Here is a 26,987-nt window from a genome sequence, read left to right as displayed (position 1 = left end):
CGTATGTCGAGCCTGATTACACGTCGTAAAACCCGTCAAGTTCAAGTCGGCCATGTTTGGGTCGGTAGTGATCATCCTGTCGTCGTGCAGTCGATGACCAATACCGATACCGCTGATGCTGAAGGCACGGCAAGACAGATTTTTGAATTGTGGCGCGCCGGTTCTGAGGTGGTACGTATCACCGTGAATAGCCCAGAAGCCGCAGCACAAGTGGCCAATATTAAAACCAAGCTAGAGAACTGGGGCTGTAAAGTTCCGTTGGTGGGCGACTTTCATTACAATGGCGATCGCTTATTGCGTGATTATCCAGACTGCGCGCAGGCCTTGGCGAAGTACCGGATTAATCCGGGTAATGTGGGTAAAGGCAGTAAACGCGACGAAAAATTTGCGTCGATGATTGAAAAAGCTATCGAGTACAAAAAAGCGGTGCGCATTGGCGTGAATTGGGGATCGCTCGATCAAAGCATTGCGGCGCGGATGATGGACGAAAATAGCAAGCGCTCACAACCATTGAGTGCCGATGCGGTAATGCGCGAAGCCTTGATTGTGTCGGCGCTCGAATCGGCTGAACAAGCTGTGAAGTGGGGCTTATCACCCGATCAAATTTTACTGTCGTGCAAAGTGTCCCATGTGCAAGATTTGATCGCGGTATACCGCGATTTGGGTGCGCGCTGTGATTACCCATTGCATTTGGGTTTGACTGAAGCGGGCATGGGTAGCAAAGGGATTGTGGCATCGAGTGCCGCTTTGGCGATTTTGATGCAAGAAGGGATTGGTGACACGATCCGGATTTCGTTGACGCCAGAGCCCAATGGCGATCGCACTAAAGAAGTGATTGTGGCGCAAGAATTATTGCAAACCATGGGTTTGCGTAGTTTTACGCCCTTGGTCACGGCTTGCCCAGGATGTGGCCGTACCACGTCAACCGTGTTTCAAGAGTTGGCACAAGACATTCAAAGCTTTTTGCGTGAAAAAATGCCGGTGTGGCGTAAAGACTATCCGGGTGTTGAAGAGATGAAGGTCGCGGTCATGGGCTGTGTAGTCAATGGTCCGGGTGAATCTAAGCTGGCCGACATTGGGATTAGTTTGCCGGGTACCGGTGAAGTGCCGGTGTGTCCGGTTTACATCGATGGCGAAAAAGACGTCACGCTCAAGGGTGATAATGTGGCCGTTGAGTTTCAGGCCATTGTTGAGCGTTATGTGATGACGCATTACGCTGTGGGTGGATCAAAACGGCGTGAACAGGTCGCAAAAATTATTCCATTAACTTCAATTTGAACGGGTATTGCTCCGTAGCCATATTATTTATTGGGCTGCAATCAAATACCCTTTCTTGATTTAATTTAAAGTTTATAAAAATATGGCTCAAACCATCCAAGGTATTCGCGGCATGAATGATGTGCTGCCGCAAGAATCAAGTCGCTGGCAGTTTTTTGAACAAGTAACTCGAGAATGGTTAGCCGCTTATGGCTATAGCCAGATTCGGATGCCGATTGTTGAATCAACACATTTATTTATTCGTGGTGTTGGTGAGCATACCGATATCGTTGAAAAAGAAATGTACGCCTTTGAAGACAGCCTTAACGGTGAAAAACTGACGTTGCGCCCAGAAGGGACCGCCGGTTGCGTACGAGCCTGCATTGAACACGGCTTACTTTACAATCAAACTCAGCGTCTTTGGTACACCGGCCCAATGTTCCGTCATGAGCGTCCACAAAAGGGACGCTATCGTCAGTTTCACCAAATGGGTATTGAGGCATTTGGTTTTTCAACGCCGGATGTCGATGCCGAAGTGATTGTGATGCTGGCCGATTTATGGCCACGTCTTGGTTTGAAGGGAATGAGTTTAGAGCTCAATTCTTTGGGTGATATTGCAGAGCGCGCGGCGCATCGCGCCCAGTTGATTCAATATTTGGAAGGGTATATCGATATCCTTGATGAAGACAGCAAGCGCCGGCTCTATACCAACCCATTGCGTGTTTTGGATACCAAAAATCCAGCCTTGCAAGAAATGGCTGAAAATGCGCCGCAACTGATCGACTTTTTGGGTGAAGAATCAAAAGCACACTTTGATACCGTCAAAGCCTTGCTTGACGATGCGGGGATTGCCTATACCTTAAATCCACGTTTAGTGCGTGGCCTTGATTATTACAATTGTACCGTTTTTGAATGGACGACAACCCAATTGGGCGCACAAAGTACCGTGGCTGCTGGTGGTCGTTATGATGGTTTGGTTGAACAATTAGGTGGAAAACCTTGTCCAGCGGTTGGTTTTGCGATTGGTATTGAGCGCTTAATGTTGCTATTGGAAATCAACGAAGTAGCGATTCCAGCCCAGTTGCCAGATGCTTACGTGGTGCATCAAGGCGAAGCCGCGGCGAGAAATGCATTTACCGTGGCGCGTCAATTGCGCGCAGCAGGCTTGAATGTCATTTATCATGGCGGCAGTGGTAGTTTTAAATCGCAATTTAAAAAAGCCGATCAATCTGGTGCGCGTTTTGCCGTGGTGATTGGTGAAGGTGAAGTGGCGTCACAGACCGTTAATTTAAAAACACTGACTGGCGAGCAGCAAGGCAAACAAGAAATCGTGCCGCAAGATCAGTTAGCACAAGTGATTCGCAGTATTTAATTTATTCAGGGGATAACCATGGCCGCATTTGATTTACAAGAACAAGAACAAATCGCCACCATGAAAGACTGGTGGCAAAACTGGGGTAAATGGTTGGCACTTGGGATCGTGGCATTTTTGATTTCGTTTGCCGCTTGGAAAGGCTGGCAAGGTTGGCAAAAGCAGCAGATTGCCAAGGCCGCTGAAGTGTATGCGCAAATTGAAAACAATTTGACTGACGATGGCAAGTTTAAAGCCGGTGTTTTGCTATTGAAAAATGAGTACAGCAAAACGCCTTATGCGCCTCGTGCCGCTTTAATTGCCGCTAAATTGAATTATCTCAAGGGTGATGCAGCGGCTTCACGCGCTGAATTGACTTGGGTGATTGATCATAGTCAGGAGGCGGCATTACGCGATACAGCGCGCTTGCGATTAGCCAGTATTTTGGCCGAAGAGAAAAAGTATCCAGAAGCTTTGGCACTATTGAAAACACCAGAAGAAGAGGGTTTTTCTCCGCTTTACGCCGAGCTGCGCGGTGATATTTTGCAAATGCAAGGCCAAACTGCGGCTGCCGCTGATGCCTATCGCCAAGCTATTGCCAAGCTACCAAAAGACGCACCGAATTTGAAATTGGTAGAAATTAAGTTGGATGTATTGGGAGATAAGTAAGCATGAAATGCCTTCGTCCATTATTGCTACTCAGCGTCTTTAGCATTAGTGCTTGTAGTACTACCAGTAATGCGCCTGAACCTGCCCAGTTGCCTGTGGTTACAAGCACCGCAAATCCCAAAATTGATTGGAAATCCTCTGTAGGCGGAAAAACTGAATATCGTTTTCAGCCTGCTTTTAATGGTGAATTGATTGCTGCTGTGGGCGGTAATAATGAATTGGCGTTGTTTGAGCGCGCGAATGGCAAAAAACGTTGGCAAATTAAAATTGCGCAACCCGTTGCTGGCGGTGTTGGTATATCGGGTGGTGTGATTGCGGTTGGTAGCAGCAATGGCGATGTGTTGACCTATGATTTAAGCGGTCAAGCGATTTGGTCGGCTAAAGTCACGAGTGAGGTGATTTCAGCGCCTGTTGTGAGTGATGACTTGGTCATTGTGCGCTCAGGCGATGGCAAAGTCAGTGCTTTTTCGGCTGATAAAGGCGAATTAAAATGGATTTATCAGCGACCACAACCGGCTTTGTTGTTACGTAATTATGCGCCTCCAGTCGTTGCTGATGGCGTGGTGTATGTAGGGCAGGCAGCAGGGCGTTTAACGGCGATTTCGATCGCAGATGGTCGCGTGTTGTGGGAGGCTCCAGTGGCGTTGCCGCGTGGTGCGAGTGAGCTCGAGCGAGTGACTGATATTGTTGCGCCACCCGTAGTGCGTGGCGATATGGTTTGTGCCGTGGCTTTCCAAGGGCGTGTTGCTTGTCTAGGCGCTAAGCAAGGCAATTTGCTATGGACGCGTGAAATTTCCAGCTGGACGGGCTTAGCGATTGATAGCCAAAACGTGTATGTTACCGACGCCAAGGGGCAAATTAATGCCTTTGAACGCACAACAGGCCGCAGTATTTGGCGCCAAGATTTATTAGCTAACCGCTTAATTTCTGCACCAGCGATTTTGGCTGGCAATATTTTAGTCGGTGATTTAGATGGTTATATCCATGTTGTAAACCCAGAAGATGGTCGCTTTGTTGGGCAATTGCCTACCGATGGTGGCCGCATTTATTTAGCACCGCAATCTGATAGTTCGCAAGCGATTGTTCAGACCGGAAAAGGCAGTATTTATCTGCTCAGCACTCAGTAATACCCATCGACATTAGGGCGGCGCAGTTGCACCGTCATATGGATGGAATAAGGAATTGAATTGAAACCAACTATTGCCCTCGTCGGGCGCCCCAATGTGGGCAAATCAACACTATTTAATCGTTTAACCAAAACTCGTGATGCTTTGGTAGCCGATCAGCCTGGCCTGACGCGTGATCGTCACTATGGGCATGGTAAAGTTGGAGAGAAACCTTACTTGGTAATCGATACCGGTGGATTTGAACCGGTCATTGATGAAGGTATTATGTTTGAAATGGCTAAGCAAACCTTGCAAGCCATTGATGAAGCCGATGCCATCGTGTTTATTGTTGACGGGCGTAATGGCTTAACACCACAAGACAAAATGATTGCCAATCGTTTGCGTCAAGGTGATCGTCCTGTATGGGTGGCGGTCAATAAAATTGAAGGCATGAATAGTGCGGTGATGACCGCCGAGTTTCATGAGTTCGGTTTAGGTGACCCAGTTGCGATTTCTGCTTCGCATGGTGAGGGCGTTCGTCACCTGATTAATGAGATCTTGGAAGGTTTCCCAGATCCTGAGCCAGAAGAAGAACAAACCCACCCTAAATTTGCCATCGTCGGTCGTCCAAACGTGGGCAAATCAACCTTGGTGAACGCCATTCTTGGTGAAGAGCGCGTGATTGCTTTTGATGCGCCAGGTACAACTCGTGATTCAGTGGCTATTGATTTTGAACGAAATGGCTCCAACTATACGGTAATCGATACTGCGGGTGTGCGTCGCCGCGGTAAGGTGACCGATATGATTGAAAAGTTTTCGGTCATTAAAACCATGCAAGCGATTGAAGATTGCAATGTGGTGATTTTAGTATTGGATGCAACGCAAGATGTATCGGATCAAGACGGTAAGATTGCTGGCTTTGTATTAGAGTCTGGCCGCGCTTTGGTTGTCGCCATTAATAAATGGGACTCGGCGAACTTAGAGCAACGTGAAATTATTAAACGCGATATGGCGCGTAAGCTCGCCTTCCTTGATTTTGCGAAATATCACTATATTTCTGCTTTACAAGGTAGCGGTGTAGGCGATTTGTTTGGTTCAATTAATCAAGCCTATGACGCGGCGATGATTAAGATTCCTACGCCAAAACTCACGCGTGCCTTGCAGCTGGCGATGGAACGTCAACAACCGCCATTGGCCGGTAAGATTCGTCCAAAAATGCGTTATGCTCACCAAGGTGGTAGTAATCCGCCAGTTGTGATTATTCACGGTAACGCTTTGGAAGCAGTTCATGCATCATATTGGCGTTATTTAGAGCATTTCTTTATTAAAACCTTTAAATTGCAAGGTACACCTTTGCGGGTTCAGTTTAAAAAGACCGATAATCCATTTGAAGGCAAAGAAGCGCCAAATCGTGGACGTCGTGGCCCACAAAGCGCAAAAAATGCACTAAAAAAGCGCTAAAAATTGCGTTATAGTACTAAGCTGCCAATAATTGTATTGTCGGTGTAAGATGTTCCAAGCGAAACCGTACAGACGGAAAACTAATAACAAGTCGGAGAATAATAATGAGTGCTAAGGGACAAATGCTGCAAGATCCGTTTTTAAATATCTTGCGTAAAGAACACGTGCCCGTTTCAATCTACTTGGTCAATGGCATTAAATTGCAAGGGCAAATTGAATCATTTGATCAGTACGTTGTATTGCTTCGCAATACGGTGACTCAAATGGTTTATAAGCATGCCATTTCAACGGTTGTTCCTTCTCGTGCGGTGAATGTGCCGCATGATAATCCTGCCGCAGCCAGTGCAGAAAGCTAATTAGATCGAGCATTCGTTAGCCCCGAAGGCTTCGCTTTTCGGGGTTTTATCTTGCGCGGCGTTTTGTTTTTCTGGAAGTAAAGAGGTATGCATGTTTGAACGCCATCAGGGCGGTGATGAAGCAATTTTGGTTTGTCTGGATTTTGGCGAAGCTGATTTTGCCGACAGCCAAGAAGAATTCATCGAATTAGTAAAGTCTGCTGGAGTTCATCCACTGGCGGTTATTCAAGGTAAGCGTCAGCGGCCTGACCCGGCTTATTTTTGTGGCAGTGGCAAAGCGGATGAAATTGCTGAGGCGGTTTTAGCGCATGATGCTGGATTGGTGATTTTTAATCATCAATTATCTCCTGGCCAAGAGCGAAACCTTGAAAGTAAAGTCAAGTGTCGAGTGCTCGATCGTACCACCTTGATTTTGGATATTTTTGCGCAACGTGCGCGAACTTCTGAAGGTAAGCTCCAAGTCGAGTTAGCGCAGTTAGCGCACATCCAAACGCGATTAATTCGCGGCTGGACTCATCTGGAACGACAAAAGGGTGGGGTGGGTTTACGTGGGCCGGGTGAAACGCAGCTTGAAACCGATCGGCGTTTAATTGGTATTCGGGTTAAGCGCCTGAAAGATCAGTTGCAGATTGTGCAAAAGCAGCGTGCGACACAAAGAAAGCGGCGAGATCGTTCAGGGCAGTTCACTGTTTCCATCGTCGGCTATACCAATGCTGGAAAATCAACGCTATTTAATGCGTTAACCAAAGCGAAGCTCTACGCAGCAGATCAATTGTTTGCGACGCTTGATACCACCAGCCGCAAGCTATACATCGACGCGGATCATTCGGTGGTGATTTCCGATACCGTTGGTTTTATTCGCGATTTGCCTCACACCTTGGTGGCGGCATTTCGTGCAACGTTAGAAGAAACAATCGAAGCGGATGTGTTATTGCATGTGGTTGATATCAATCACCCAATGCGTGATTTGCAAATTAGTGAAGTGAATAAAGTATTAACTGAAATTGGTGCGGAACATATACCGCAGTTGATGGTCTTTAATAAGATTGATCAGCGTGATTTGGCTGCCGAAGTTGAACGTGACGAATATGGTAGTATTCGCAGCGTTAAATTAAGCGCCTTGCGTGGCGAAGGATTAAATCTTTTGCGCGAAGCACTGGTTGAAGCGATGAATCAAACCGTTAAGGAAGATAAATGAGTCAAAATGATCCGCAATGGGGTGGTGACCGAAATAAAAAAGGTGGACCACCGAATTTGGATGAGATTTTTCGTAATATCATCAATAAAATCAATGCTTTGCTCGGTAATAAAATCCCTCAAAATAATGCGCCAGTGAATCAATCATCTGGCTCTGGTGCGACTGGGGTATTTGTGGTCTTGGGTGCTTTGTTGGCTTTGTGGCTGGCATCGGGTACTTATATGGTCGACGAGCGTGAAGATGCAGTTGTAACTCGCTTTGGTAAGTATGTTGAAACCGTGGTTAATCCTGGTTTGCACTGGCATTTGCCGTATCCGATTGAATCGCGCGAATTGGTGAATATGACCGAAATTCGCAGTCTTGATGTCGGTGTTCGTGGCGATGCGGGTTCAAATAGTGAAGCCTCTTTGATGCTGACCTCTGACCAGAACATTATCCAGATTCAATTGGAAGTTCAGTACACCCTCAATTCAGCGAAAGACTTCTTGTTTGACAATCGTTTTATCGACGGCGGTCGTGATGTTGTAAAGCAAACGGCAGAATCAGCCATTCGTGAAGTAGTCGGCCGCAATAAAGTCGATTACGTGCTCAATGAAGGTCGTGGCAAGATTGCAGAAGACACCAAAGAAATTATGCAGTCGCTGCTGAACCGCTATGGCACAGGGATGACGATTGCACGGGTGAATATTTCAGATGTGCAACCGCCAGAGCAAGTACAAGCTGCTTTTGCCGATGCGGTTAAAGCTCGTCAGGACAAATCGCGCTTGATTAACGAAGGCACTGCTTACGCCAACGATGTGATTCCAAAAGCCAGCGGTATGGCTGCGCGTTTGAATGAAGAAGCCGAAGGCTATCGTGAGCAAATCGTTGCCCGAGCAGAAGGTGATGCCTCTCGCTTTAAACAAATCGCCGCTGAATATGTGAAATCACCGCAAGTTACACGTGATCGTATGTATTTAGATGCAATGCAAAGCATGTACCAAAACACAACCAAAGTGTTGGTAGATCAAAAGGCCGGTGGTAGTTTGTTGTATCTGCCTTTGGATAAATTGATGCAAATGAATGGTGCAGCAACGGCCAATGTCGACGCAGCCAAACCAGCGGCAACGTCTTCGGCTCCTGTCGCTGTTAATTCTGAAACTCCAGCGAATCGCGTTAATCGCGGTGAGCGTGACGGTCGTTAAGGAGGAAGGCAAATGAATCGTATTCTTCCTGTGTTATCAGCGGTAATGCTGGTGTTATTTTTAGCTTCATTGTGTTTGTTTACTGTAGATCAACGTCAGTACGCCGTGATTTTCCAGTTTTCTGAAGCTAAACGGGTCATTAAAGATCCTGGCATTCATTTCAAATTACCTTTTGTACAAGATGTTCGTTATTTTGATAAGCGCATTCAAACCATCGATGAGAACATGCCTGCACGGATTCAAACCATTGAAAAAATGAATGTGAATGTCAATAGCTATATCAAATACCAGATTTTCGATGTAGAGAAATACTACAAAGCAGTCGGTATGGATGAGCGAAAAGCGGTGGATCGTCTTCGCAATACCGTTAACAACATGCTTCGCGATGAATTTGGTAAGCACACCGTACAAGATGTGATTTCCGGCAAGCGCGATAAGGTGATGGAATATGTTGGCAAAGTCGCCAATATTGATGCCGAGCGTATCGGTATCCGTGTCATTGATGTGCGTATCAAGCAAGTTGATTTTGAGCCAAGCACTTTAAACTCCGTGTATGAGCGGATGCAGTCTGAGCGTAAAGCAGTGGCCAATCAATTACGTGCTGAAGGTAGTGCTGACGCTGAAAAAATTAAAGCCGATGCTGATAAACAACGCGAAGTCATCATGGCAGATGCGTATAATAAGGCGCAGCAACTTAAGGGTGCTGGTGATGCTAAGGCGGCAGCGATATACTCGGATGCTTATGGCACAACCCCTGAGTTCTATGCTTTTTATAAGAGCCTAGATGCTTATAAACAAAGTTTTGGTAAGAAAAGCGACTTAATGGTGGTTGATCCAAGTTCGGACTTTTTCAAATATATGAAAAACCCACGTGCTGGATCAGGCAAATAAGTTAGTTGTGTAACGGTTGTTGTTTTATTAGGGCTTGGGGCTAATACCTTTTAAAGGTATTATGCCCTTTGCCTTGTCTGCCATTGGGTGTGCAAGTGGATTAAAAATTGCCGCCATGAGTGATCGCCAAATAGCAATTTTGGATTTCGCTTGCTAATGGTTGGCGTATTGATTTCGCTGGTGGTGTAGTAGGTATTGCTACCCACATCTTGTTTTACGCCCGCTCTGTGGGGATACCACAGGCGGGCATTTGATTTGTCTGGACTATGCGCAACTGGATCCTACCCGAATACATTTCCGATGTACTCCCTATGGAGTCGCGTCAACTTGAGACACTACGTCGTTCCTTACTCGATCTATATGCTCGGTATGGCTATGAGCAAGTTGAGCCACCGCTGGTTGAGTATGTCGAATCACTCTTTACTCAAGACGATAGCGCGCTCGATTTAAAAACCTTTAAATTGGTCGATGAGTTATCGGGCCGTCAAATGGGCTTGCGTGCCGACATTACCCCGCAAGTTGCACGAATTGACGCGCATATCTTGAATCGCAAAGGTGTTGCGCGCTTGTGCTATGCCGGATCGGTGGTGACCACGCGACCCGATGGCTTGATGTCGAATCGTCAGCCGCGTCAAATAGGCGCTGAAATTTATGGCTGCGCCAGTATTGGTGCTGATATTGAAGCCATCGAATTAATGTTTGCCAGTTTGGCTTTAACTGGCGTGACTGATTTTTGTCTTGAGATTGGACATATCGGCTTATTTAACGCGATGGCCGATGTGGCGCACTGGCCAAATGATGCCAGACAAGCGGCGTTTAACGCTTTGCAGCAAAAAGATGTACCAGCATTAGAGGCACTAACTGCCGATTTATCTCCGGAGTTGCGCCAAGGCATTTTGGCTTTGCCGCTGTGCTATGGTGGCAGCGATGTGTTGGTGCGTGCTCGTCAAGCTTTACCAGCCATTGAAGCGGTCACTACGGCATTGGATGCTTTGCATGAATTAGAAGCGGCATTGCTGAGTCGCGGAATGACTGTACGCTTTGATTTGGCTGAATCGCCAGGTAGTTACTACCATACCGGTTTGGTATTTAACGCTTACGCCAATGGCTTTGCCAGCGCTGTGGCGCGTGGTGGACGTTATGATCGTGTCGGTGAAAAATTTGGCCGCTCACGTCCTGCTACTGGGTTTAGTTTGGATTTACGTGCCTTGACTTCATTGCCGTTTCCGACGCATCAGGCTGCGATTTTAGCGCCGCAAAGCGACGATATGGCTTTGATTGCGGCGATACGCGCATTACGCAATGCCGGTGAAATTGTGATCGTAGATTTGGGCGTTGATGTTACAGAAGTGCATATTAACCGCTCATTGCAATTGATTGCTGGTCAATGGCAAGTTGTACCATTGCAATAAATTAGTGTTTTCCCTGTAAAGGGCTAGCTGATTGAGCATTTTAAAGTTAAAGTTCGGGCGCGTTGCGTTGCTGTTGCGACGATAGCCATTGTTTTGAATAGCATTGAGGTTTGGAAATGAGCAAAAATGTCGTCGTAATCGGCACACAATGGGGTGACGAGGGTAAGGGTAAGATTGTTGACTGGTTAACGGATCACGCCCAAGGTGTGGTGCGCTTTCAAGGCGGTCATAACGCAGGCCATACATTGTGGGTTGGCGGTAAAAAAACAGTTTTGCGCTTGATTCCATCGGGCATCTTGCATGCAGGTAAAGCCTGCTTTATCGGTAATGGCGTGGTGATTTCTCCGACGGCCTTGCTGCAAGAAATTGATGAGCTCAGCGCGGCCGGTATTGACGTTGCCAGCCGTTTGACGATTTCTGAAGCTTGCCCATTGATTTTGCCGTACCACATTGCTATCGACCAAGCGCGTGAAGCGGCTAAGGGCGAGAAAAAAATTGGTACCACAGGTCGTGGTATTGGCCCAGCGTACGAAGACAAAGTGGCGCGTCGCTCAATTCGCGTGCAAGATTTATACCATCCAGAACGCTTCGCCGCTAAATTGCTGGAAAACCTCGACTGGTATAACTTTGCATTGAAGAACTACTTCAACGCACCAACGCTCGATTTCCAAACTGTTTACGATGAAACCATGGCCTACGCTGAGCGCATTCGCCCAATGGTTGGCGATGTATCGCGTACCTTATATGACATGAATAAAGCTGGCGAGCCATTGTTATTTGAAGGCGCGCAAGGAACCTTGCTTGACGTCGATCACGGTACTTACCCATTTGTGACTTCAAGCAACTGCGTAGCAGGTGCTGCGGCACCAGGCGCAGGCGTTGCACCACAAATGTTGCAATATGTACTGGGTATCGTGAAGGCATACACCACTCGCGTTGGTTCTGGCCCATTCCCAACTGAATTGTTCGACGACGTTGGCGCTGGCTTGGCTGAACGTGGTCACGAGTTCGGTTCGGTAACCGGTCGTGCGCGTCGTTGTGGTTGGTTTGACGCTGCAGCGCTGAAACGCTCAATCCAAATCAATGGTGTGTCCGGTTTGTGTGTGACCAAGCTGGACGTGATGGATTCGATCGAAACCATTAAATTGTGTACCGGTTATATGTTGAATGGCAAAGCCATCGACATCTTGCCAATTGGCGCAGAAAACATTGCCTTGTGCGAGCCAATCTACGAAGAAATGCCTGGCTGGTCTGAATCGACTTTTGGCGTGAAAAAATTCGAAGAATTGCCACTCAATGCGCAAAACTATCTGAAACGCATCGCCGAAATCTGCGAAGCACCAATCGCAATTATTTCGACTGGCCCAGATCGCGACGAAACCATCGTTCTGCAACACCCATACCAAGACTAATCGTCGGTATATATGAAAAAAACCGCTGTGCTTGCAGCGGTTTTTTTACGCCTGAATATCGCGTAAGAGCGGGCTTGCCCGCGAATGCAATTTAAATTCAATACATTTGTGTTTCACATTCACGGTATTCGCGGGAAAGCGCGCCTACGAAACGCATATCTTTGTACGTGGCGACTGGGGCGCTACTCAAGCATATTTTTGATCTTCAATTAGCCACTTTCGTAAACCGCGCTTGAGTGGCGCCATCAATGATCACATTCTCTACAAACATTGAGTACGGCCGCACCCATAGAGCACCTTCGCCATACAATGGCCGATACACCACCAGCCATTCATAAGTTTCACTGTGCCGTGCCAAGTCGATGACTTGGTAACGATTACCTTTGTAATGCTGATATTCGCCAAGGGCGAGTTCTGGGCGTGGGCTCATGGGTATTGCTCTCTATGAATTATTTAGTCAAGGCTACAAGCTGATACATATTATCAAAGCATATACCGTTGATTGCTAAGTTATTATCGCTTTTGCATTAGTGCTGCTTGATCATTATTTCACAGCGTGTGCTTGTTGCGATAATTTCAACCGCGCCACCAATTGGGAATGTGATTTGTGGTGTTGTATGTCCAAAATCTAGATTGGCAATGACAGGGATAGATTTTAATTCTGGCTTTGAATGAATCAGTTTACAAATTTGCTCATGGGTAATCTGTGATGTTTTTTGAAACCGACCAATCACAATACCTTTTACAGAATGAAATGATTTTAGATGAATGATGGATTGTAAATTACGGTCAAATTCACTGAGTGTGTTTTGTTCTAGTAAATTATCTTCTTCGAGAAATAAAATTGCATTTTCTGGCTCTGGTAAATAGCAACTGCCTTGCAATAAATTGAAAGTGCATAAATTTCCGCCAATAATTGTTCCTGATGCTTGCCCCGTGTTGATCACCTGATGCCCAGTGTTAGGATAGAAATCACGTTGATCTTGATTGATGTACCACTCATCATCCGACCACTGTTGGGAATTCGTTATTGAGTATTCTTTTTCACTCATTAAACATTTTTTGAAATATTCAACTGTGTAATCAAGCCCTTGCGCCATACCTAATGTCGAAAAATGTGGCCCGTTATAGGTAATGAGCTCTGTTTTAGCATAAATGGCGTTGCTTAAAGCCGTGATATCAGAAAAGCCACACAGTATTTTGGGATTGGATTTGATGATTGAGTAATCTATTTTATTGAGTAATTGATTTGAGTTATGGCCGCCAATCGCTGTCAAAATGGCTTTGACGGTTTTATCAGAAAACGCAGTATGCAAATCGTCAATTCTGGCTTCAATCGATGATGAGTGAAACTCATCGATTTGATGGCAATTCTTAGAAAAACAAACTTCTAAGCCGATTTCATTGAGTTTTGTAGTGGCAAGTTCGATCACGTGCTGAGAAATGATGCCCAGGCTTCTTGATGGTGCAATCACACAGATTTTATCTCCGCGATTCAATTTGTCTCCTGTCATTTGTTCCTCTGTTTGCTTTATGCTGGGTTAAAAATCTATCGGGTATATTCTTGAAATCCTTATTAATTAAAGGTTTTATTGCTATACCCGTATTGGTGATAGTCGTTATTTATCGTAATATTTCAGTGCGTCGTTTGGTTCGACGATCAGCATAAAAAAACAGCCACCGATTTTGGGTGGCTGTTTGCTTTAGCTTGCTGCGATTACAATTTGCTCTCAACCCAGACTGCGGCCGCTTGCATGGCTTCTTGCAGCTTGGCGGGCTCAGTGCCACCGGCTTGGGCGATGTCTGGGCGTCCGCCGCCTTTACCACCAACCAGTTGTGCCGCGATATTGACCAGTTCACCGGCTTTGATTTTGCTGGTGAGATCTGGCGATACCCGAGCGATGAGGCTGACTTTACCCTCAGTGACACAAGCGAGTAGGGCGATGCCGCTTTCTAGGCGATCCATCAGCTTATTACTCATTTCACGCAAAGTAGCCGGATCAACGTCTTCTACCACACTGCCAATGCATTTCACGCCATTGATGGTGCGCAGGCCCACGCCAATCAGCTGGTCCAATTGACCAAACGCCATTTGACCTTTAAGCGCGCTAACTTCTTTTTGCGTTGCTTTTAAGTCAGCTTGGAGTTTTTCCAATTTGCCAATCAATTCACCCGGATGTGCGCCAACGATAGACGTCGCTGTTTTGAGTTCAGCGTCTTGCGCTTGCACTGCTGCGAGTGCTGCGGTGCCAGTAATGGCTTCAATTCGACGAACGCCAGCAGCAATGCCGCTTTCTGCAACGATTTTGAATAAGCCGATATCGCCAGTGCGTTTAACGTGCGTACCGCCACAAAGTTCAGTCGAGAAGTCGCCCATTTTTAAAACGCGAACTTCATCGCCGTATTTCTCGCCAAACAAGGCCATCGCGCCAAATTTAATGGCGTCGTCGTAGCTCATCAAGCGCACTTGGGCTTCTTCGTTAGCCATGATGACGTGATTGACTAGGTTTTCGATTTTAGCGATTTCGTCGCTTGTTACGGCTTTCGGGTGTGAGAAGTCAAAGCGTGTGCGCTCTGCGTTCACCAACGAGCCTTTTTGCTCCACGTGCGTGCCAAGTACTTCGCGCAGCGCAGCGTGCAATAAATGCGTTGCTGAGTGATTGCGTTGGCTAGCTTGGCGTTTGGCAATGTCGATACTGGCAGTGACTTCGTCGCCAACATTGAGCGCGCCGCTAATGATTTGGCCTTGATGGCCAAATACATCGGCTTTCACTTTTTGGGTGTCGGTCACATTAAAGACGCCAGGGCCAGCAATCACGCCAACATCACCCGCTTGACCACCTGATTCGGCATAAAACGGCGTGTGATCGAGCACGATCACGCCTTCGTCGCCATTTTCTAGCGTTTGAACTGGTTCGCTGCCTTTATACAGTGCGAGTACTTTGGCTGAACGGCTAGCTTCGGTGTAGCCATGAAAGCACGATGCCTCGCCTTCGTAGTTAAGGCCTGCGGTCATTTTGAATGAGCCAGCAGCTTTCGATTGCTTGCGCTGAACGTCGAGTGCGGCTTCAAAACCAGCAATATCCACCGTTACATTTCGCTCGCGGCAAACGTCCGCGGTCAAATCAATCGGAAAGCCGTAAGTGTCGGACAATTTGAATGCCACATCGCCATCGAGTACTTGCTTGCCGCCGGCTAAAACAGTGTCGAGCAAAGCCATGCCGTTTTCAAGTGTGCGACCGAAGATTTCTTCTTCGTTTTTGATGGCTTCAACAATCTGTTCTTGGCGTTGACGCAATTCTGGGTACGCATCGCCCATCACTTCAGCTAATGGCGCGACCAGTTTGTGGAAGAAGTAGCCTTTTTGACCGAGTTTATAGCCATGACGTACTGCGCGGCGAATAATGCGGCGCAATACATAGCCACGGCCATCGTTGGCTGGCAAAGCACCATCGGCGATCAAGAATGCGCAAGAGCGAATATGGTCAGCAATGACGCGCAGCGATGGAGAATCGGTATCCGCTGCGCCGGTTTCGCGTTTCGCTGCGGCAAGCAGATGCTGGAACAAATCAATTTCGTAATTGGCGTGTACGCCTTGCATTACCGCAGAAATACGCTCCAAACCCATGCCGGTATCCACCGATGGTTTTGGTAGTGGATGCAATACACCGGCTTCGTCGCGGTTAAATTGCATAAACACGTTGTTCCAGATTTCGATGAAGCGGTCGCCGTCTTCTTCTGCCGATCCTGGAGGGCCACCCCAGTGATGCGCGCCATGATCGTAAAAAATTTCGGTACATGGGCCACAAGGACCGGTGTCGCCCATTTGCCAGAAGTTATCCGATACGCCTGGGCCTTTATTGTCACCAATGCGAACGATACGATCGCTCGGGATGCCGATTTCTTTATTCCAAATATCAAAAGCTTCGTCGTCCGTGGCGTAGACGGTAACCATCAGCTTTTCTTTGGGAATGGCTAGCCATTCTGGGCCAGTCAAAAATTCCCAAGCAAAGAAGATGGCGTCGCGCTTGAAGTAATCGCCAAAGGAGAAATTACCCAGCATTTCAAAAAAGGTATGGTGGCGTGCGGTATAGCCGACGTTTTCTAAGTCGTTATGTTTGCCGCCTGCGCGTACGCATTTTTGGCTTGAAGTGGCGCGAGTGTACGGGCGTTTATCAAAACCTAAAAAAACGTCTTTAAATTGGTTCATCCCAGCATTGGTGAACAAAATGGTCGGGTCATTCAAAGGGATTAAGCTGGATGACGCCACAATTTGGTGGCCTTTGCTGGCAAAAAAGTCCAAGAACTTTTGGCGAATCTGAGCGGATGTCATGGCGACCTGTGGGTAAGAAGCAAACCGTCGATTTTACGGTAAAAGGCGCTATATCGGTAGTCGTGTTGTGCATACGTCGGCTTTCTAATGCAGGTATGAATGAAAGTTGACGGTAAATGCAGTATTAAGCAGGTAGTTCTTGATGGTTTTGTTGCGTGATGAACTGATTTCAAACGATGGCAATGTAAAGCTTTCCCCTTCTGTTCGCCTTGTATGGTGAATGATATATTTCAATTGTTGTAAGTGTTTGTTTGGTGTTCGCGCTAATGTTTGTGGGTGGTGGTAGACGTAACTCACGCTGATTGTTGAATGGCGGATTGTTATTTTTCATTTTAATAAATTGGCTTTAGCCAAAGGATCTTGCAATGAAAAGCATATTTAAATGGTGTTCGACTGCGCTGTTTGGCTTTATTTTGGCGGGCTGCGCGGGGGTGGGTATGAATCAGCAGCAAACTTATGAAGTTCAGCAAGGGGTTATCGAACAAATTTCTTTGGTGCCTTTAACGCATTCTGATCAATTGGGCGTGGGGGCGGTTTTAGGTGGTGCGGCAGGTGCGGGTTTGGGGAGTTTGATTGGCGCAGGTACTGGGCGCGATGTGGCGATGGCAATGGGCGCAATCGCCGGTGCGGTGGCAGGGAAGTATGGCGAAAATCGTTATGACGGCAATCAGCAGGGGCAGCAGGTTGTGGTGCGCTTAAATAGTGGGGTATTAGTGGTAGTGACTCAGCCGTATGAGGCCAATATTTATAAAGGCCAGCGTGTATATATTGAAGGCTCTGGCTCGAGTGCGCGGATTGCGCCAATGTAGCCCACTAATCGGGGTTTCAAATAAAAAAGCACGAATAAATTCGTGCTTTTTTATTGGGTATATCGATGTAAGTTATGCCTAATAAGGCATGTGGTTATATACCTAGATAAGCCCCAGCCCTTTAAGCATGATGACTAAAATCAGCGTTGGCGTAATGTAGCGTACCAAAATAAACACGGCTTTAATGACGAGGCCATTATTGAGTTGCCCATCATTGCTCAATTGTTTTTGTAGCTGTGGCAAGCCATAAACCCAGCCGACAAATAGACAAATCAAGATGCCGCCAATTGGCATTAAAATGTTTGAGCTGATGTAATCGAAAAGATCGAATGGATTTAAGCCAAATAAAGTCCAGCTGGCTGTTAGTGAAGATGAGAGCGACGCCGGAATTCCAAATAAGCCAATCACGCCCAGTGTGAGTAATGTGGCTTTCTTGCGACTGAACTTAAAGCGCTCCGACAGCATGGCCACCGGCACTTCCATGATCGATAGAATCGCACCCGTTGCTGCAATGGCGGCTAAAACAAAAAACAGCGCCATAAAAAACTGCCCAAATGGCATGCTGGCAAAGACCGCAGGGATGGTCATAAAGACTAGTGATGGACCTGCTGCTGGCTCAAAGCCAAAAGAAAACACGGCAGGGAAAATCGCTAAACCCGCCAGTAATGACACAGACAAATCCGCCAGCATCACACGAGTGGCCGTCAATGGAATGTTTTGTTCTGTGCGGAAGTAGCTGCCATAAGTGAGCATGGTGCCCATGCCGATCGATAGCTTGAAAAAAGCTAAGCCAACAGCAGTCAGCATCACTGAAGCGGTGATTTTGCTAAAGTCAGGCGCAAACAAAAATTTCACGCCTTCCATTGCGCCTGGTAGCGTTAAGCTACGGATGCACAATAAAATTAATAGCAAAAACAAAATCGGCATTAATTTTTTGGCTGCAGCCTCAATCCCTTTGGATACACCCATCATGATGATGGTGCCTGCCCATGCCAATACCACCCATTGCCAAAATAAGGCTTCTAAGGGGTTGGAAACCAGAGCGCCAAATGCCGCTTTGGCGCTTGCGGGGTCGGTGCTGTGGATGCTGCCGGTGATTGATTTGAAGATATAAGCAAATACCCAGCCAGCTACGCCGGTGTAAAAAGCCAAAATCAGTACGGCTGCAATTAGGCCCATATAGCCAATAACAGGCCAAAAGCGCTGCTTTTTCGGTGCGAGTACTTCAAATGTAGTGACGGCATTGGCGCGAGAGGCGCGTCCAAGCATAATTTCAACAATCATCACGGGGAGGGCGACTAATAAAGTGGCCAGTACGTAAACCACCAAGAAACTCGCACCGCCATTCGTGCCTGTCATATAGGGGAACTTCCAGATATTACCTAAGCCAACTGCGGAACCTAGTGTGGCGACTAAGACACCAAATGTGGAGGTGAAACCATCGCGACTTGCGCTCATGCCATGCCCTTGTAGTAAATTGTAAACAACAGCACACTATTCAGAGTTAGCTAGTGTATTGTCCATGAGGGAAAACCCGAGACTTAGGCTTTGATTGATTCAAACTAAGACTTTTAACGGGATTGAAAGAGTACAAAGCCACTTTGCCCGAGTTTGATCGGGTGGCTTTGGTTTGTTTGATTCGCGAGCAATCTCGCGGGAAGCGATTGTAGTGGTTTAACTGATGACTTGTAACTAATTGCTTGAGTCAAAATTCAAATAGGACGTAGACGAATTTAATGAAAACACCAAAGAGATTAGAACCATTGGTGGAAGATGGTTTGGTTGACGAAGTCTTGCGCCAATTAATGAGCGGTAAAGAGGCTACGGTTTATGTTGTGCGTTGTGGCGATGAAGTTCGGTGCGCCAAGGTATATAAGGACGCCAACCATCGCAGCTTTAAAAAGAATGCCGCCTATCAAGAGGGTCGTAAGGTAAAAAATAGCCGCCAAGCTAGAGCAATGGAAAAAGGCTCTCGTTATGGTCGGCAAATGCAAGAAGAAGAGTGGCAAAATGCCGAAGTCGATAATCTTTATCGCTTAGCGGCCGCTGGTGTGCGTGTGCCGACACCGTATATCTGTTTCGAAGGTGTGTTGTTGATGGAGTTGGTGACGGGTGAGGATGGTAATGCAGCCCCTCGTTTAAATGATGTCGAAATGAGTGCCGAGCTTGCACGCTTTTATCATGCCGAGTTGCTCAAGCAAGTAGTTTTAATGCTGTGTGCTGGGGTGATCCATGGCGATTTGTCAGAATACAATATTCTGGTTGATGAGCATGGCCCCGTTATTATTGATTTGCCACAGGCTGTCGATGCTGCAGGTAATAATCAAGCTGCGGCAATGCTAGAGCGTGACGTAGATAATCTAGCTGAGTATTTTGGCCAGTTTGCGCCTGAGCTGAATGGCTCACAGTACGGTAAAGAAATTTGGAAATTGTATGAGGGTGGCTTGCTGCATCCCGAAGTGCAACTCACAGGAAAAATTAAGCAAGATCATCGCAAAGTAGATGTGCGCGGTGTTTTGCGAGAGGTTGAGCATGTGAAAGAAGAGCATTTACAGCGCCAACTCCCCGATTTTCAGCCGTAAAGAGTACTTTTTTGCTGATTTGAGTGAATAGATGCGATAGTACCCTTTGTTTTTTGGGGTTTGCTACGTTTTTTACGTTTATTTAAAATCAATGACTTATCGCGATACTTGGTTTTTATTTGTGTATAGGTGTTGACCGAGCTGCGAGTCTGCCGTATATTTCGGCCTCTCTGCTGCTGACACAGCAAACGAAACAAGCGGTTTTCCAGCTGGTTTCAGTGTCTAAGCCACTGATCTTTAACAAAATACAGCCGATGAGTGTGAGTGCTTGGTTTGCCAGTCAAACAAGTGCTTACACTCAAGATTTAAAAGAAATCTTGGTTTCTAACCAAGTGTTTCTTTGAGTAATGAGTACTAAGCCAAGTATGTAAATTCAGCTAGATTAAACGAAAGAGTTTGATCCTGGCTCAGATTGAACGCTGGCGGCATGCTTTACACATGCAAGTCGAACGGTAACAGGGTGCTTGCACCGCTGACGAGTGGCGAACGGGTGAGTAATACATCGGAATGTACCCAGTAATGGGGGATAACGCTTCGAAAGGAGTGCTAATACCGCATACGCCCTGAGGGGGAAAGTGGGGGACCGCAAGGCCTCACGTTATTGGAGCAGCCGATGGCTGATTAGCTAGTTGGTAGGGTAAAGGCCTACCAAGGCAACGATCAGTAGCGGGTCTTAGAGGACGATCCGCCACACTGGAACTGAGACACGGTCCAGACTCCTACGGGAGGCAGCAGTGGGGAATCTTGGACAATGGGCGAAAGCCTGATCCAGCAATGCCGCGTGCGTGAAGAAGGCCTTCGGGTTGTAAAGCGCTTTTGTCGGGGAGGAAATCCTAGTGGTTAATAACTACTGGGGATGACAGTACCCGAAGAATAAGGACCGGCTAACTACGTGCCAGCAGCCGCGGTAATACGTAGGGTCCAAGCGTTAATCGGAATTACTGGGCGTAAAGCGTCCGCAGGTGGCTTGATAAGATAGACGTGAAATCCCTGGGCTCAACCTAGGAATTGCGTTTATGACTGTCTCGCTAGAGTATGGGAGAGGGGGGTGGAATTCCACGTGTAGCAGTGAAATGCGTAGAGATGTGGAGGAACACCGATGGCGAAGGCAACCCCCTGGCCTAATACTGACACTCATGGACGAAAGCGTGGGGAGCAAACAGGATTAGATACCCTGGTAGTCCACGCCCTAAACGATGTCTACTAGTTGTTGGGCTTTTCGGAGCTTAGTAACGCAGCTAACGCGTGAAGTAGACCGCCTGGGGAGTACGGTCGCAAGACTAAAACTCAAAGGAATTGACGGGGGCCCGCACAAGCGGTGGATGATGTGGATTAATTCGATGCAACGCGAAAAACCTTACCTGGTCTTGACATGTACGGAAGTCCGTAGAGATATGGATGTGCCTTCGGGAACCGTAACACAGGTGCTGCATGGCTGTCGTCAGCTCGTGTCGTGAGATGTTGGGTTAAGTCCCGCAACGAGCGCAACCCTTGCCATTAGTTGCTAACATTTAGTTGAGCACTTTAATGGGACTGCCGGTGACAAACCGGAGGAAGGTGGGGATGACGTCAAGTCCTCATGGCCCTTATGACCAGGGCTTCACACGTCATACAATGGTCGGTACAGAGGGTCGCCAACCCGCGAGGGGGAGCTAATCTCACAAAACCGATCGTAGTCCGGATTGCACTCTGCAACTCGAGTGCATGAAGTCGGAATCGCTAGTAATCGCGGATCAGCATGTCGCGGTGAATACGTTCCCGGGCCTTGTACACACCGCCCGTCACACCATGGGAGTGGGTTTTACCAGAAGTAGCTAGGATAACCTTCGGGAGTCCGGTTACCACGGTAGGATTCATGACTGGGGTGAAGTCGTAACAAGGTAGCCGTAGGGGAACCTGCGGCTGGATCACCTCCTTTCAAGAGAAAGATTGGTAGATTAAGTACTCACACTCATCGGCTGTAGATTTGAAAGAAACGATATGGGTCAGTAGCTCAGTTGGTTAGAGCACCGTGTTGATAACGCGGGGGTCATAGGTTCGATTCCTATCTGACCCACCAGTATCACGGGGGTTTAGCTCATCTGGTAGAGCACCTGCTTTGCAAGCAGGGGGTGAACGGTTCGAGTCCGTTAACCTCCACCATTATCTGCTGTAGAAAATAGAATTCTATGTATTGCACGTTGTTGGGTGCAGTGTATTTTATTCTGGTTTCTAAAATTAGATAAATCGGCTGTTTATATTTAGATATGAATGATTGATTTTAGTAATATCGCTCTTTAACAAAATAGAAGAAGTAATTAATTCCAATAAACATTGTAATGGAATTAAATAAAACAATAACTGCGTGCAGTTGTGGTTGAGTTTAATTTCAAAGTAAAAATATTGGGTTGATTGTATCTGTTCAGTTGTGCTGGTCTCATGCCAGTGGAACTGAACCGCAAGTGAAATGAGAACTCACTTGCAAGTCGCAAATACGATTTCAGTAATCTGAGATACGTTTTACGTGTTTGAGGTTATAGGATCAAGCGAATAAGTGCATCTGGTGGATGCCTTGGCGATGATAGGCGACGAAGGACGTGATAGCCTGCGATAAGCGTGGGGGAGCTGGCAAAGTGCTTTGATCCCACGATTTCCGAATGGGGAAACCCGGCCCTTTTGGGTCATCCTAGACTGAATACATAGGTCTAGCGAAGCGAACCCGGTGAACTGAAACATCTAAGTAACCGGAGGAAAAGAAATCAACCGAGATTCCCAAAGTAGTGGCGAGCGAAATGGGAAGAGCCTGTACGTGATAGCAGTAGACTTAATAGAATGGAATGGAAAGTCCAACCATAGTGGGTGATAGTCCCGTATATGAAAAGTCAATTGTGATACTAAGCGTACGAGAAGTAGGGCGGGACACGAGAAATCCTGTTTGAAGATGGGGGGACCATCCTCCAAGGCTAAATACTCATCATCGACCGATAGTGAACCAGTACCGTGAGGGAAAGGCGAAAAGAACCCCGGGAGGGGAGTGAAATAGAACCTGAAACCGGATGCATACAAACAGTGGGAGCCCTTGAAAAATGGGGTGACTGCGTACCTTTTGTATAATGGGTCAGCGACTTACGTTCAGTAGCGAGCTTAACCGAATAGGGGAGGCGTAGGGAAACCGAGTCCGAATAGGGCGCATAGTTGCTGGGCGTAGACCCGAAACCAAGTGATCTATCCATGGCCAGGATGAAGGTGCGGTAACACGCACTGGAGGTCCGAACCCACTAACGTTGCAAAGTTAGGGGATGAGCTGTGGATAGGGGTGAAAGGCTAAACAAACTTGGAAATAGCTGGTTCTCCTCGAAAACTATTTAGGTAGTGCCTCATGTATCACTGACGGGGGTAAAGCACTGTTATGGCTAGGGGGTCATCGCGACTTACCAAACCATGGCAAACTCTGAATACCGTCAAGTGCGAGCATGGGAGACAGACCTGGGGTGCTAACGTCCTGGGTCAAGAGGGAAACAACCCAGACCGCCGTCTAAGGTCCCAAATGATCAATTAAGTGGAAAACGAGGTGGGAAGGCACAGACAACCAGGATGTTGGCTTAGAAGCAGCCATCATTTAAAGAAAGCGTAATAGCTCACTGGTCGAGTCGTCCTGCGCGGAAGATGTAACGGGGCTCAAATTGATAACCGAAGACGCGGATATGACCATTTATGGCATATGGTAGAGGAGCGTTCTGTAAGCCTGTGAAGGTGTCTTGAGAAGGATGCTGGAGGTATCAGAAGTGCGAATGCTGACATGAGTAGCGATAAAGGGAGTGAAAAGCTCCCTCACCGAAAACCCAAGGTTTCCTGCGCAACGTTCATCGGCGCAGGGTGAGTCGGCCCCTAAGGCGAGGCAGAAATGCGTAGTCGATGGGAAACAGGTTAATATTCCTGTACTTGATATAAGTGCGATGTGGGGACGGAGAAGGTTAGGTTAGCCAACTGTTGGAATAGTTGGTTTAAGTGTGTAGGCGGGTGTCTTAGGCAAATCCGGGACGCTGTTAACGCTGAGGCATGATGACGATTCACTTAGGTGATGAAGTAACTGATACCCTGCTTCCAAGAAAAGCCACTAAGCTTCAGCTTATATTGAACCGTACCGCAAACCGACACAGGTGGGTAGGAAGAGTATTCTAAGGTGCTTGAGAGAACTCGGGAGAAGGAACTCGGCAAATTAACACCGTAACTTCGGGAGAAGGTGTGCCTTATTGGTGAAGAACCTTGCGTTTGGAGCTATATAAGGCCGCAGAGAAATGGGGGCTGCGACTGTTTATCAAAAACACAGCACTCTGCCAACACGAAAGTGGATGTATAGGGTGTGACGCCTGCCCGGTGCTGGAAGGTTAATTGATGGGGTGCAAGCTCTTGATCGAAGCCCCAGTAAACGGCGGCCGTAACTATAACGGTCCTAAGGTAGCGAAATTCCTTGTCGGGTAAGTTCCGACCCGCACGAATGGCGTAACGATGGCCCTACTGTCTCCTCCCGAGACTCAGCGAAGTTGAAGTGTTTGTGAAGATGCAATCTCCCCGCTGCTAGACGGAAAGACCCCGTGAACCTTTACTGTAGCTTTGCATTGGACTTTGAAGTGGTTTGTGTAGGATAGGTGGGAGGCTTTGAAGCAGAGACGCTAGTTTCTGTGGAGCCGTCCTTGAAATACCACCCTGACCCCTTTGAGGTTCTAACCTTGGTCCGTTATCCGGATCGGGGACCGTGCATGGTAGGCAGTTTGACTGGGGCGGTCTCCTCCCAAATTGTAACGGAGGAGCTCGAAGGTCGCCTAGGTACGGTCGGACATCGTACTGATAGTGTAATGGCAAAAGGCGGCTTAACTGCGAGACCGACAAGTCGAGCAGGTGCGAAAGCAGGACATAGTGATCCGGTGGTTCTGTATGGAAGGGCCATCGCTCAACGGATAAAAGGTACTCCGGGGATAACAGGCTGATTCCGCCCAAGAGTTCACATCGACGGCGGAGTTTGGCACCTCGATGTCGGCTCATCACATCCTGGGGCTGTAGCCGGTCCCAAGGGTATGGCTGTTCGCCATTTAAAGTGGTACGTGAGCTGGGTTCAAAACGTCGTGAGACAGTTTGGTCCCTATCTGCAGTGGGCGTTGGAAATTTGAGAGGGGCTGCTCCTAGTACGAGAGGACCGGAGTGGACTGACCTCTGGTGTACCGGTTGTCACGCCAGTGGCATTGCCGGGTAGCTAAGTCGGGAAGAGATAAGCGCTGAAAGCATCTAAGCGCGAAACTTGCCTCAAGATGAGATTTCCCTAGGGTTTTAAATCCTCTAAAGAGTCGTTCGAGACCAGGACGTTGATAGGTTGGGTGTGGAAGCGCAGTAATGCGTTAAGCTAACCAATACTAATTGCTCGTGAGGCTTGATCCTATAACCTGAAGCGCGTAGTGCGACGAAGGATATAATCGACCCAAAGTAGTTCGGTGTGAAAGCGCTGATCTACTAGAAAATACTTAAATGGTGTTTGTTGGTGTGTAGTATAATTACTTCTTCTATTGATTTTACGAGTTAGCGTTGTAGGTTGCGGTCTGAAAAGATAGCGGCTGAATGCGATAACTCTCGTGTAACTCGAAAGAGTTGCACCAGACAGTTTAATGTCTGGCGACCATAGCGAGGTGGTCCCACTCCTTCCCATCCCGAACAGGACAGTGAAACACCTCAGCGCCGATGATAGTGCGGATTGCCCGTGTGAAAGTAGGTCATTGCCAGACTTCCCTATAGAGAAGCCCGATTCGAAAGAGTCGGGCTTTTTGCTGTCTGTGAGATTTAATTAAGATAGTAGCATTCGTGCAAGCATAGTAATGAATACGCCGCCAAAGATAAGATACAAAAATAAAAAGCCCGCGAGGAGCATTGGTTTTAATCCGGCTTGGCGAATCGCACTGACGTGAGTATGCAGACCCAGTGCCGCCATTGCCATTGCCAATAAAATCGTGTCGAGGGTAAGTAATATCTCAATGATGCTCTTTGAGAGTAAATTAAGTGAATTAAAACCGGCGACGAGAATAAAAATAAGCGCAAACCATGGAATGGTTATTTTTCCTCGTTGTGAATGTTGTGCTCCGTGTGTTTTGGCGAGCCACATTGAAAGAATAACTAAAAATGGCGCAAGCATCATAACGCGAATCATTTTAGTGATCATTGCCGTTGCTGCAATATCGTCCCCCATTTCTTTGCTGGCAGCAACGACTTGTGCCACCTCATGAATCGTTGCTCCAGTAAAAACGCCAAAGTCATTGGCGGATAAAATCGGTCCCATTTTTTGATTGAGATAAAATAAGCTCGGATATAAAAAAATGGTAACCGTGCCAAAGATCACAACCGTCGAGACAGCGACGGCGACTTTTGAAGATTGAGCTTTAAGGATAGGTTCAGTCGCAAGTACTGCTGCCGCACCGCAGATTGCACTCCCTGCACCAATTAAAATACTGGTGTGCTGATCTAATTGAAGCCATCGTGTACCAACAATGTAAGCCAGCATAAAAGTGGTGGTTAAAACTAGCGCATCAACTAAGATGCCAATCACGCCAACATCGGCGATTTGTTGAAATGTTATTCGAAAACCATAAAGAATAATCCCCCAACGCAATAAATCACTTTTCGCAAACTGCACGCCATCACCGCAGTGAGAGGCGAAACGCGGAAAAATACTATTGCCTAACAAAATACCAAATATGATTGCGAGTAATAAAGCCGAAAATCCCCATTGCTGCATTAAATGCGTATCACCTAAAGCGATCGAAGAAATAGCAATGCTACCGGTTAGTATTATGCCAAGAGTTATGTTTTTTATATCAATGTGACTCATATTCAATCTCACTTTAAATCGGTTCATTTTTTAGTATAGAAATAAATGCACAGTTTTAAATTAAGAAGAGAGCGAATGCCCCAGATGGGCGGATATAGGTATAAATAAACGCCAGC

At 47.1% G+C, this 26,987-nt stretch carries 18 protein-coding genes, 2 tRNA genes and 3 rRNA genes; 18 read left to right on the top strand and 5 right to left on the bottom strand.

The window, feature by feature from the left end; genetic code table 11:
- Window positions 1–3 precede the first annotated feature (3 nt).
- From ispG to K4H25_RS12475, 11 genes are all read left to right on the top strand, one after another.
- Entirely contained in the window at window positions 4–1,278 is a 1,275-nt protein-coding gene (gene ispG / locus K4H25_RS12525; protein ID WP_221020821.1) for a flavodoxin-dependent (E)-4-hydroxy-3-methylbut-2-enyl-diphosphate synthase, read from the top strand.
- Window positions 1,279–1,360: 82 nt separating this feature from the next.
- Complete coding sequence (gene hisS, locus K4H25_RS12520; protein WP_221020820.1) at window positions 1,361–2,629, top strand: histidine--tRNA ligase; 1,269 nt, start codon at window positions 1,361–1,363, stop codon at window positions 2,627–2,629.
- 18 nt (window positions 2,630–2,647) lie between these two features.
- Window positions 2,648–3,277, top strand: a complete 630-nt coding sequence (locus K4H25_RS12515; protein ID WP_221020819.1) for a YfgM family protein — start codon at window positions 2,648–2,650, stop codon at window positions 3,275–3,277.
- Window positions 3,278–3,279: 2 nt separating this feature from the next.
- Entirely contained in the window at window positions 3,280–4,404 is a 1,125-nt protein-coding gene (gene bamB / locus K4H25_RS12510; protein WP_221020818.1) for an outer membrane protein assembly factor BamB, read from the top strand.
- Between the two features lie 60 nt (window positions 4,405–4,464).
- Window positions 4,465–5,844 carry a ribosome biogenesis GTPase Der gene (gene der / locus K4H25_RS12505; RefSeq protein ID WP_173531856.1) on the top strand — a complete coding sequence of 460 codons (1,380 nt, stop codon included), beginning with the start codon at window positions 4,465–4,467 and terminating at the stop codon, window positions 5,842–5,844.
- A 104-nt stretch (window positions 5,845–5,948) separates the two neighbouring features.
- Window positions 5,949–6,200, top strand: coding sequence for an RNA chaperone Hfq (hfq, locus tag K4H25_RS12500; protein WP_173531855.1), 252 nt, complete (start codon window positions 5,949–5,951; stop codon window positions 6,198–6,200).
- 91 nt (window positions 6,201–6,291) lie between these two features.
- Entirely contained in the window at window positions 6,292–7,398 is a 1,107-nt protein-coding gene (gene hflX / locus K4H25_RS12495; RefSeq protein WP_221020817.1) for a GTPase HflX, read from the top strand.
- Entirely contained in the window at window positions 7,395–8,582 is a 1,188-nt protein-coding gene (gene hflK, locus K4H25_RS12490) for an FtsH protease activity modulator HflK (protein WP_221020816.1), read from the top strand. Before hflX ends, hflK begins: the two co-directional genes overlap by 4 nt.
- A 12-nt stretch (window positions 8,583–8,594) precedes the next feature.
- Window positions 8,595–9,473 carry a protease modulator HflC gene (gene hflC / locus K4H25_RS12485; RefSeq protein ID WP_221020815.1) on the top strand — a complete coding sequence of 293 codons (879 nt, stop codon included), beginning with the start codon at window positions 8,595–8,597 and terminating at the stop codon, window positions 9,471–9,473.
- A gap of 266 nt (window positions 9,474–9,739) precedes the next feature.
- Window positions 9,740–10,885 carry an ATP phosphoribosyltransferase regulatory subunit gene (locus K4H25_RS12480; RefSeq protein WP_221020814.1) on the top strand — a complete coding sequence of 382 codons (1,146 nt, stop codon included), beginning with the start codon at window positions 9,740–9,742 and terminating at the stop codon, window positions 10,883–10,885.
- 116 nt (window positions 10,886–11,001) lie between these two features.
- Window positions 11,002–12,297, top strand: a complete 1,296-nt coding sequence (locus K4H25_RS12475) for an adenylosuccinate synthase (protein WP_173531850.1) — start codon at window positions 11,002–11,004, stop codon at window positions 12,295–12,297.
- Between the two features lie 205 nt (window positions 12,298–12,502).
- Here K4H25_RS12475 and K4H25_RS12470 read toward each other — a convergent pair whose 3' ends face one another.
- The 3 genes from K4H25_RS12470 to alaS all read right to left on the bottom strand — a co-directional run bounded on the left by K4H25_RS12470 (window position 12,503) and on the right by alaS (window position 16,630).
- Entirely contained in the window at window positions 12,503–12,727 is a 225-nt protein-coding gene (locus K4H25_RS12470; protein ID WP_221020813.1) for a DUF1653 domain-containing protein, read from the bottom strand.
- Window positions 12,728–12,824: 97 nt separating this feature from the next.
- On the bottom strand, window positions 12,825–13,811 hold the full coding sequence (locus tag K4H25_RS12465) for a S66 family peptidase (protein ID WP_221020812.1): 987 nt from the start codon (window positions 13,809–13,811) through the stop codon (window positions 12,825–12,827).
- 203 nt (window positions 13,812–14,014) lie between these two features.
- Window positions 14,015–16,630, bottom strand: a complete 2,616-nt coding sequence (alaS, locus tag K4H25_RS12460) for an alanine--tRNA ligase (RefSeq protein WP_221020811.1) — start codon at window positions 16,628–16,630, stop codon at window positions 14,015–14,017.
- A gap of 365 nt (window positions 16,631–16,995) precedes the next feature.
- On the opposite strand from alaS, the gene K4H25_RS12455 reads away from it, so the two are divergent.
- Window positions 16,996–17,439, top strand: coding sequence for a glycine zipper 2TM domain-containing protein (locus tag K4H25_RS12455; RefSeq protein ID WP_221020810.1), 444 nt, complete (start codon window positions 16,996–16,998; stop codon window positions 17,437–17,439).
- 102 nt (window positions 17,440–17,541) lie between these two features.
- On the opposite strand, the gene K4H25_RS12450 is transcribed toward K4H25_RS12455, so the two are convergent.
- Window positions 17,542–18,897 (bottom strand): sodium-dependent transporter, encoded by a 1,356-nt coding sequence (locus tag K4H25_RS12450; protein WP_221020809.1) that lies wholly within the window; start codon window positions 18,895–18,897, stop codon window positions 17,542–17,544.
- Between the two features lie 278 nt (window positions 18,898–19,175).
- Here K4H25_RS12450 and K4H25_RS12445 point away from each other — a divergent pair, with 278 nt between their 5' ends.
- The 6 genes from K4H25_RS12445 to rrf all read left to right on the top strand — a co-directional run bounded on the left by K4H25_RS12445 (window position 19,176) and on the right by rrf (window position 25,774).
- Window positions 19,176–20,021 (top strand): PA4780 family RIO1-like protein kinase, encoded by an 846-nt coding sequence (locus K4H25_RS12445; RefSeq protein WP_221020808.1) that lies wholly within the window; start codon window positions 19,176–19,178, stop codon window positions 20,019–20,021.
- A gap of 384 nt (window positions 20,022–20,405) precedes the next feature.
- A 16S ribosomal RNA gene (locus K4H25_RS12440) occupies window positions 20,406–21,939 on the top strand.
- A gap of 64 nt (window positions 21,940–22,003) precedes the next feature.
- Window positions 22,004–22,080, top strand: a tRNA-Ile gene (locus K4H25_RS12435).
- Between the two features lie 7 nt (window positions 22,081–22,087).
- A tRNA-Ala gene (locus tag K4H25_RS12430) sits at window positions 22,088–22,163 on the top strand.
- 377 nt (window positions 22,164–22,540) lie between these two features.
- A 23S ribosomal RNA gene (locus tag K4H25_RS12425) occupies window positions 22,541–25,433 on the top strand.
- 227 nt (window positions 25,434–25,660) lie between these two features.
- Window positions 25,661–25,774: ribosomal RNA gene (gene rrf / locus K4H25_RS12420) — 5S ribosomal RNA — on the top strand.
- Together the 16S, 23S and 5S rRNA genes with 2 tRNA genes alongside form the textbook arrangement of a ribosomal RNA operon.
- A 59-nt stretch (window positions 25,775–25,833) precedes the next feature.
- Here the strand turns inward: rrf and K4H25_RS12415 are convergent.
- Window positions 25,834–26,871 (bottom strand): YeiH family protein, encoded by a 1,038-nt coding sequence (locus K4H25_RS12415; protein ID WP_221020807.1) that lies wholly within the window; start codon window positions 26,869–26,871, stop codon window positions 25,834–25,836.
- Window positions 26,872–26,987 lie beyond the last annotated feature (116 nt).

This window comes from Deefgea piscis (genome assembly GCF_019665785.1).
In the GTDB taxonomy this organism is placed as follows: Bacteria; Pseudomonadota; Gammaproteobacteria; order Burkholderiales; family Chitinibacteraceae; genus Deefgea.
This window is presented reverse-complemented; position numbering and strand designations above follow the sequence as displayed.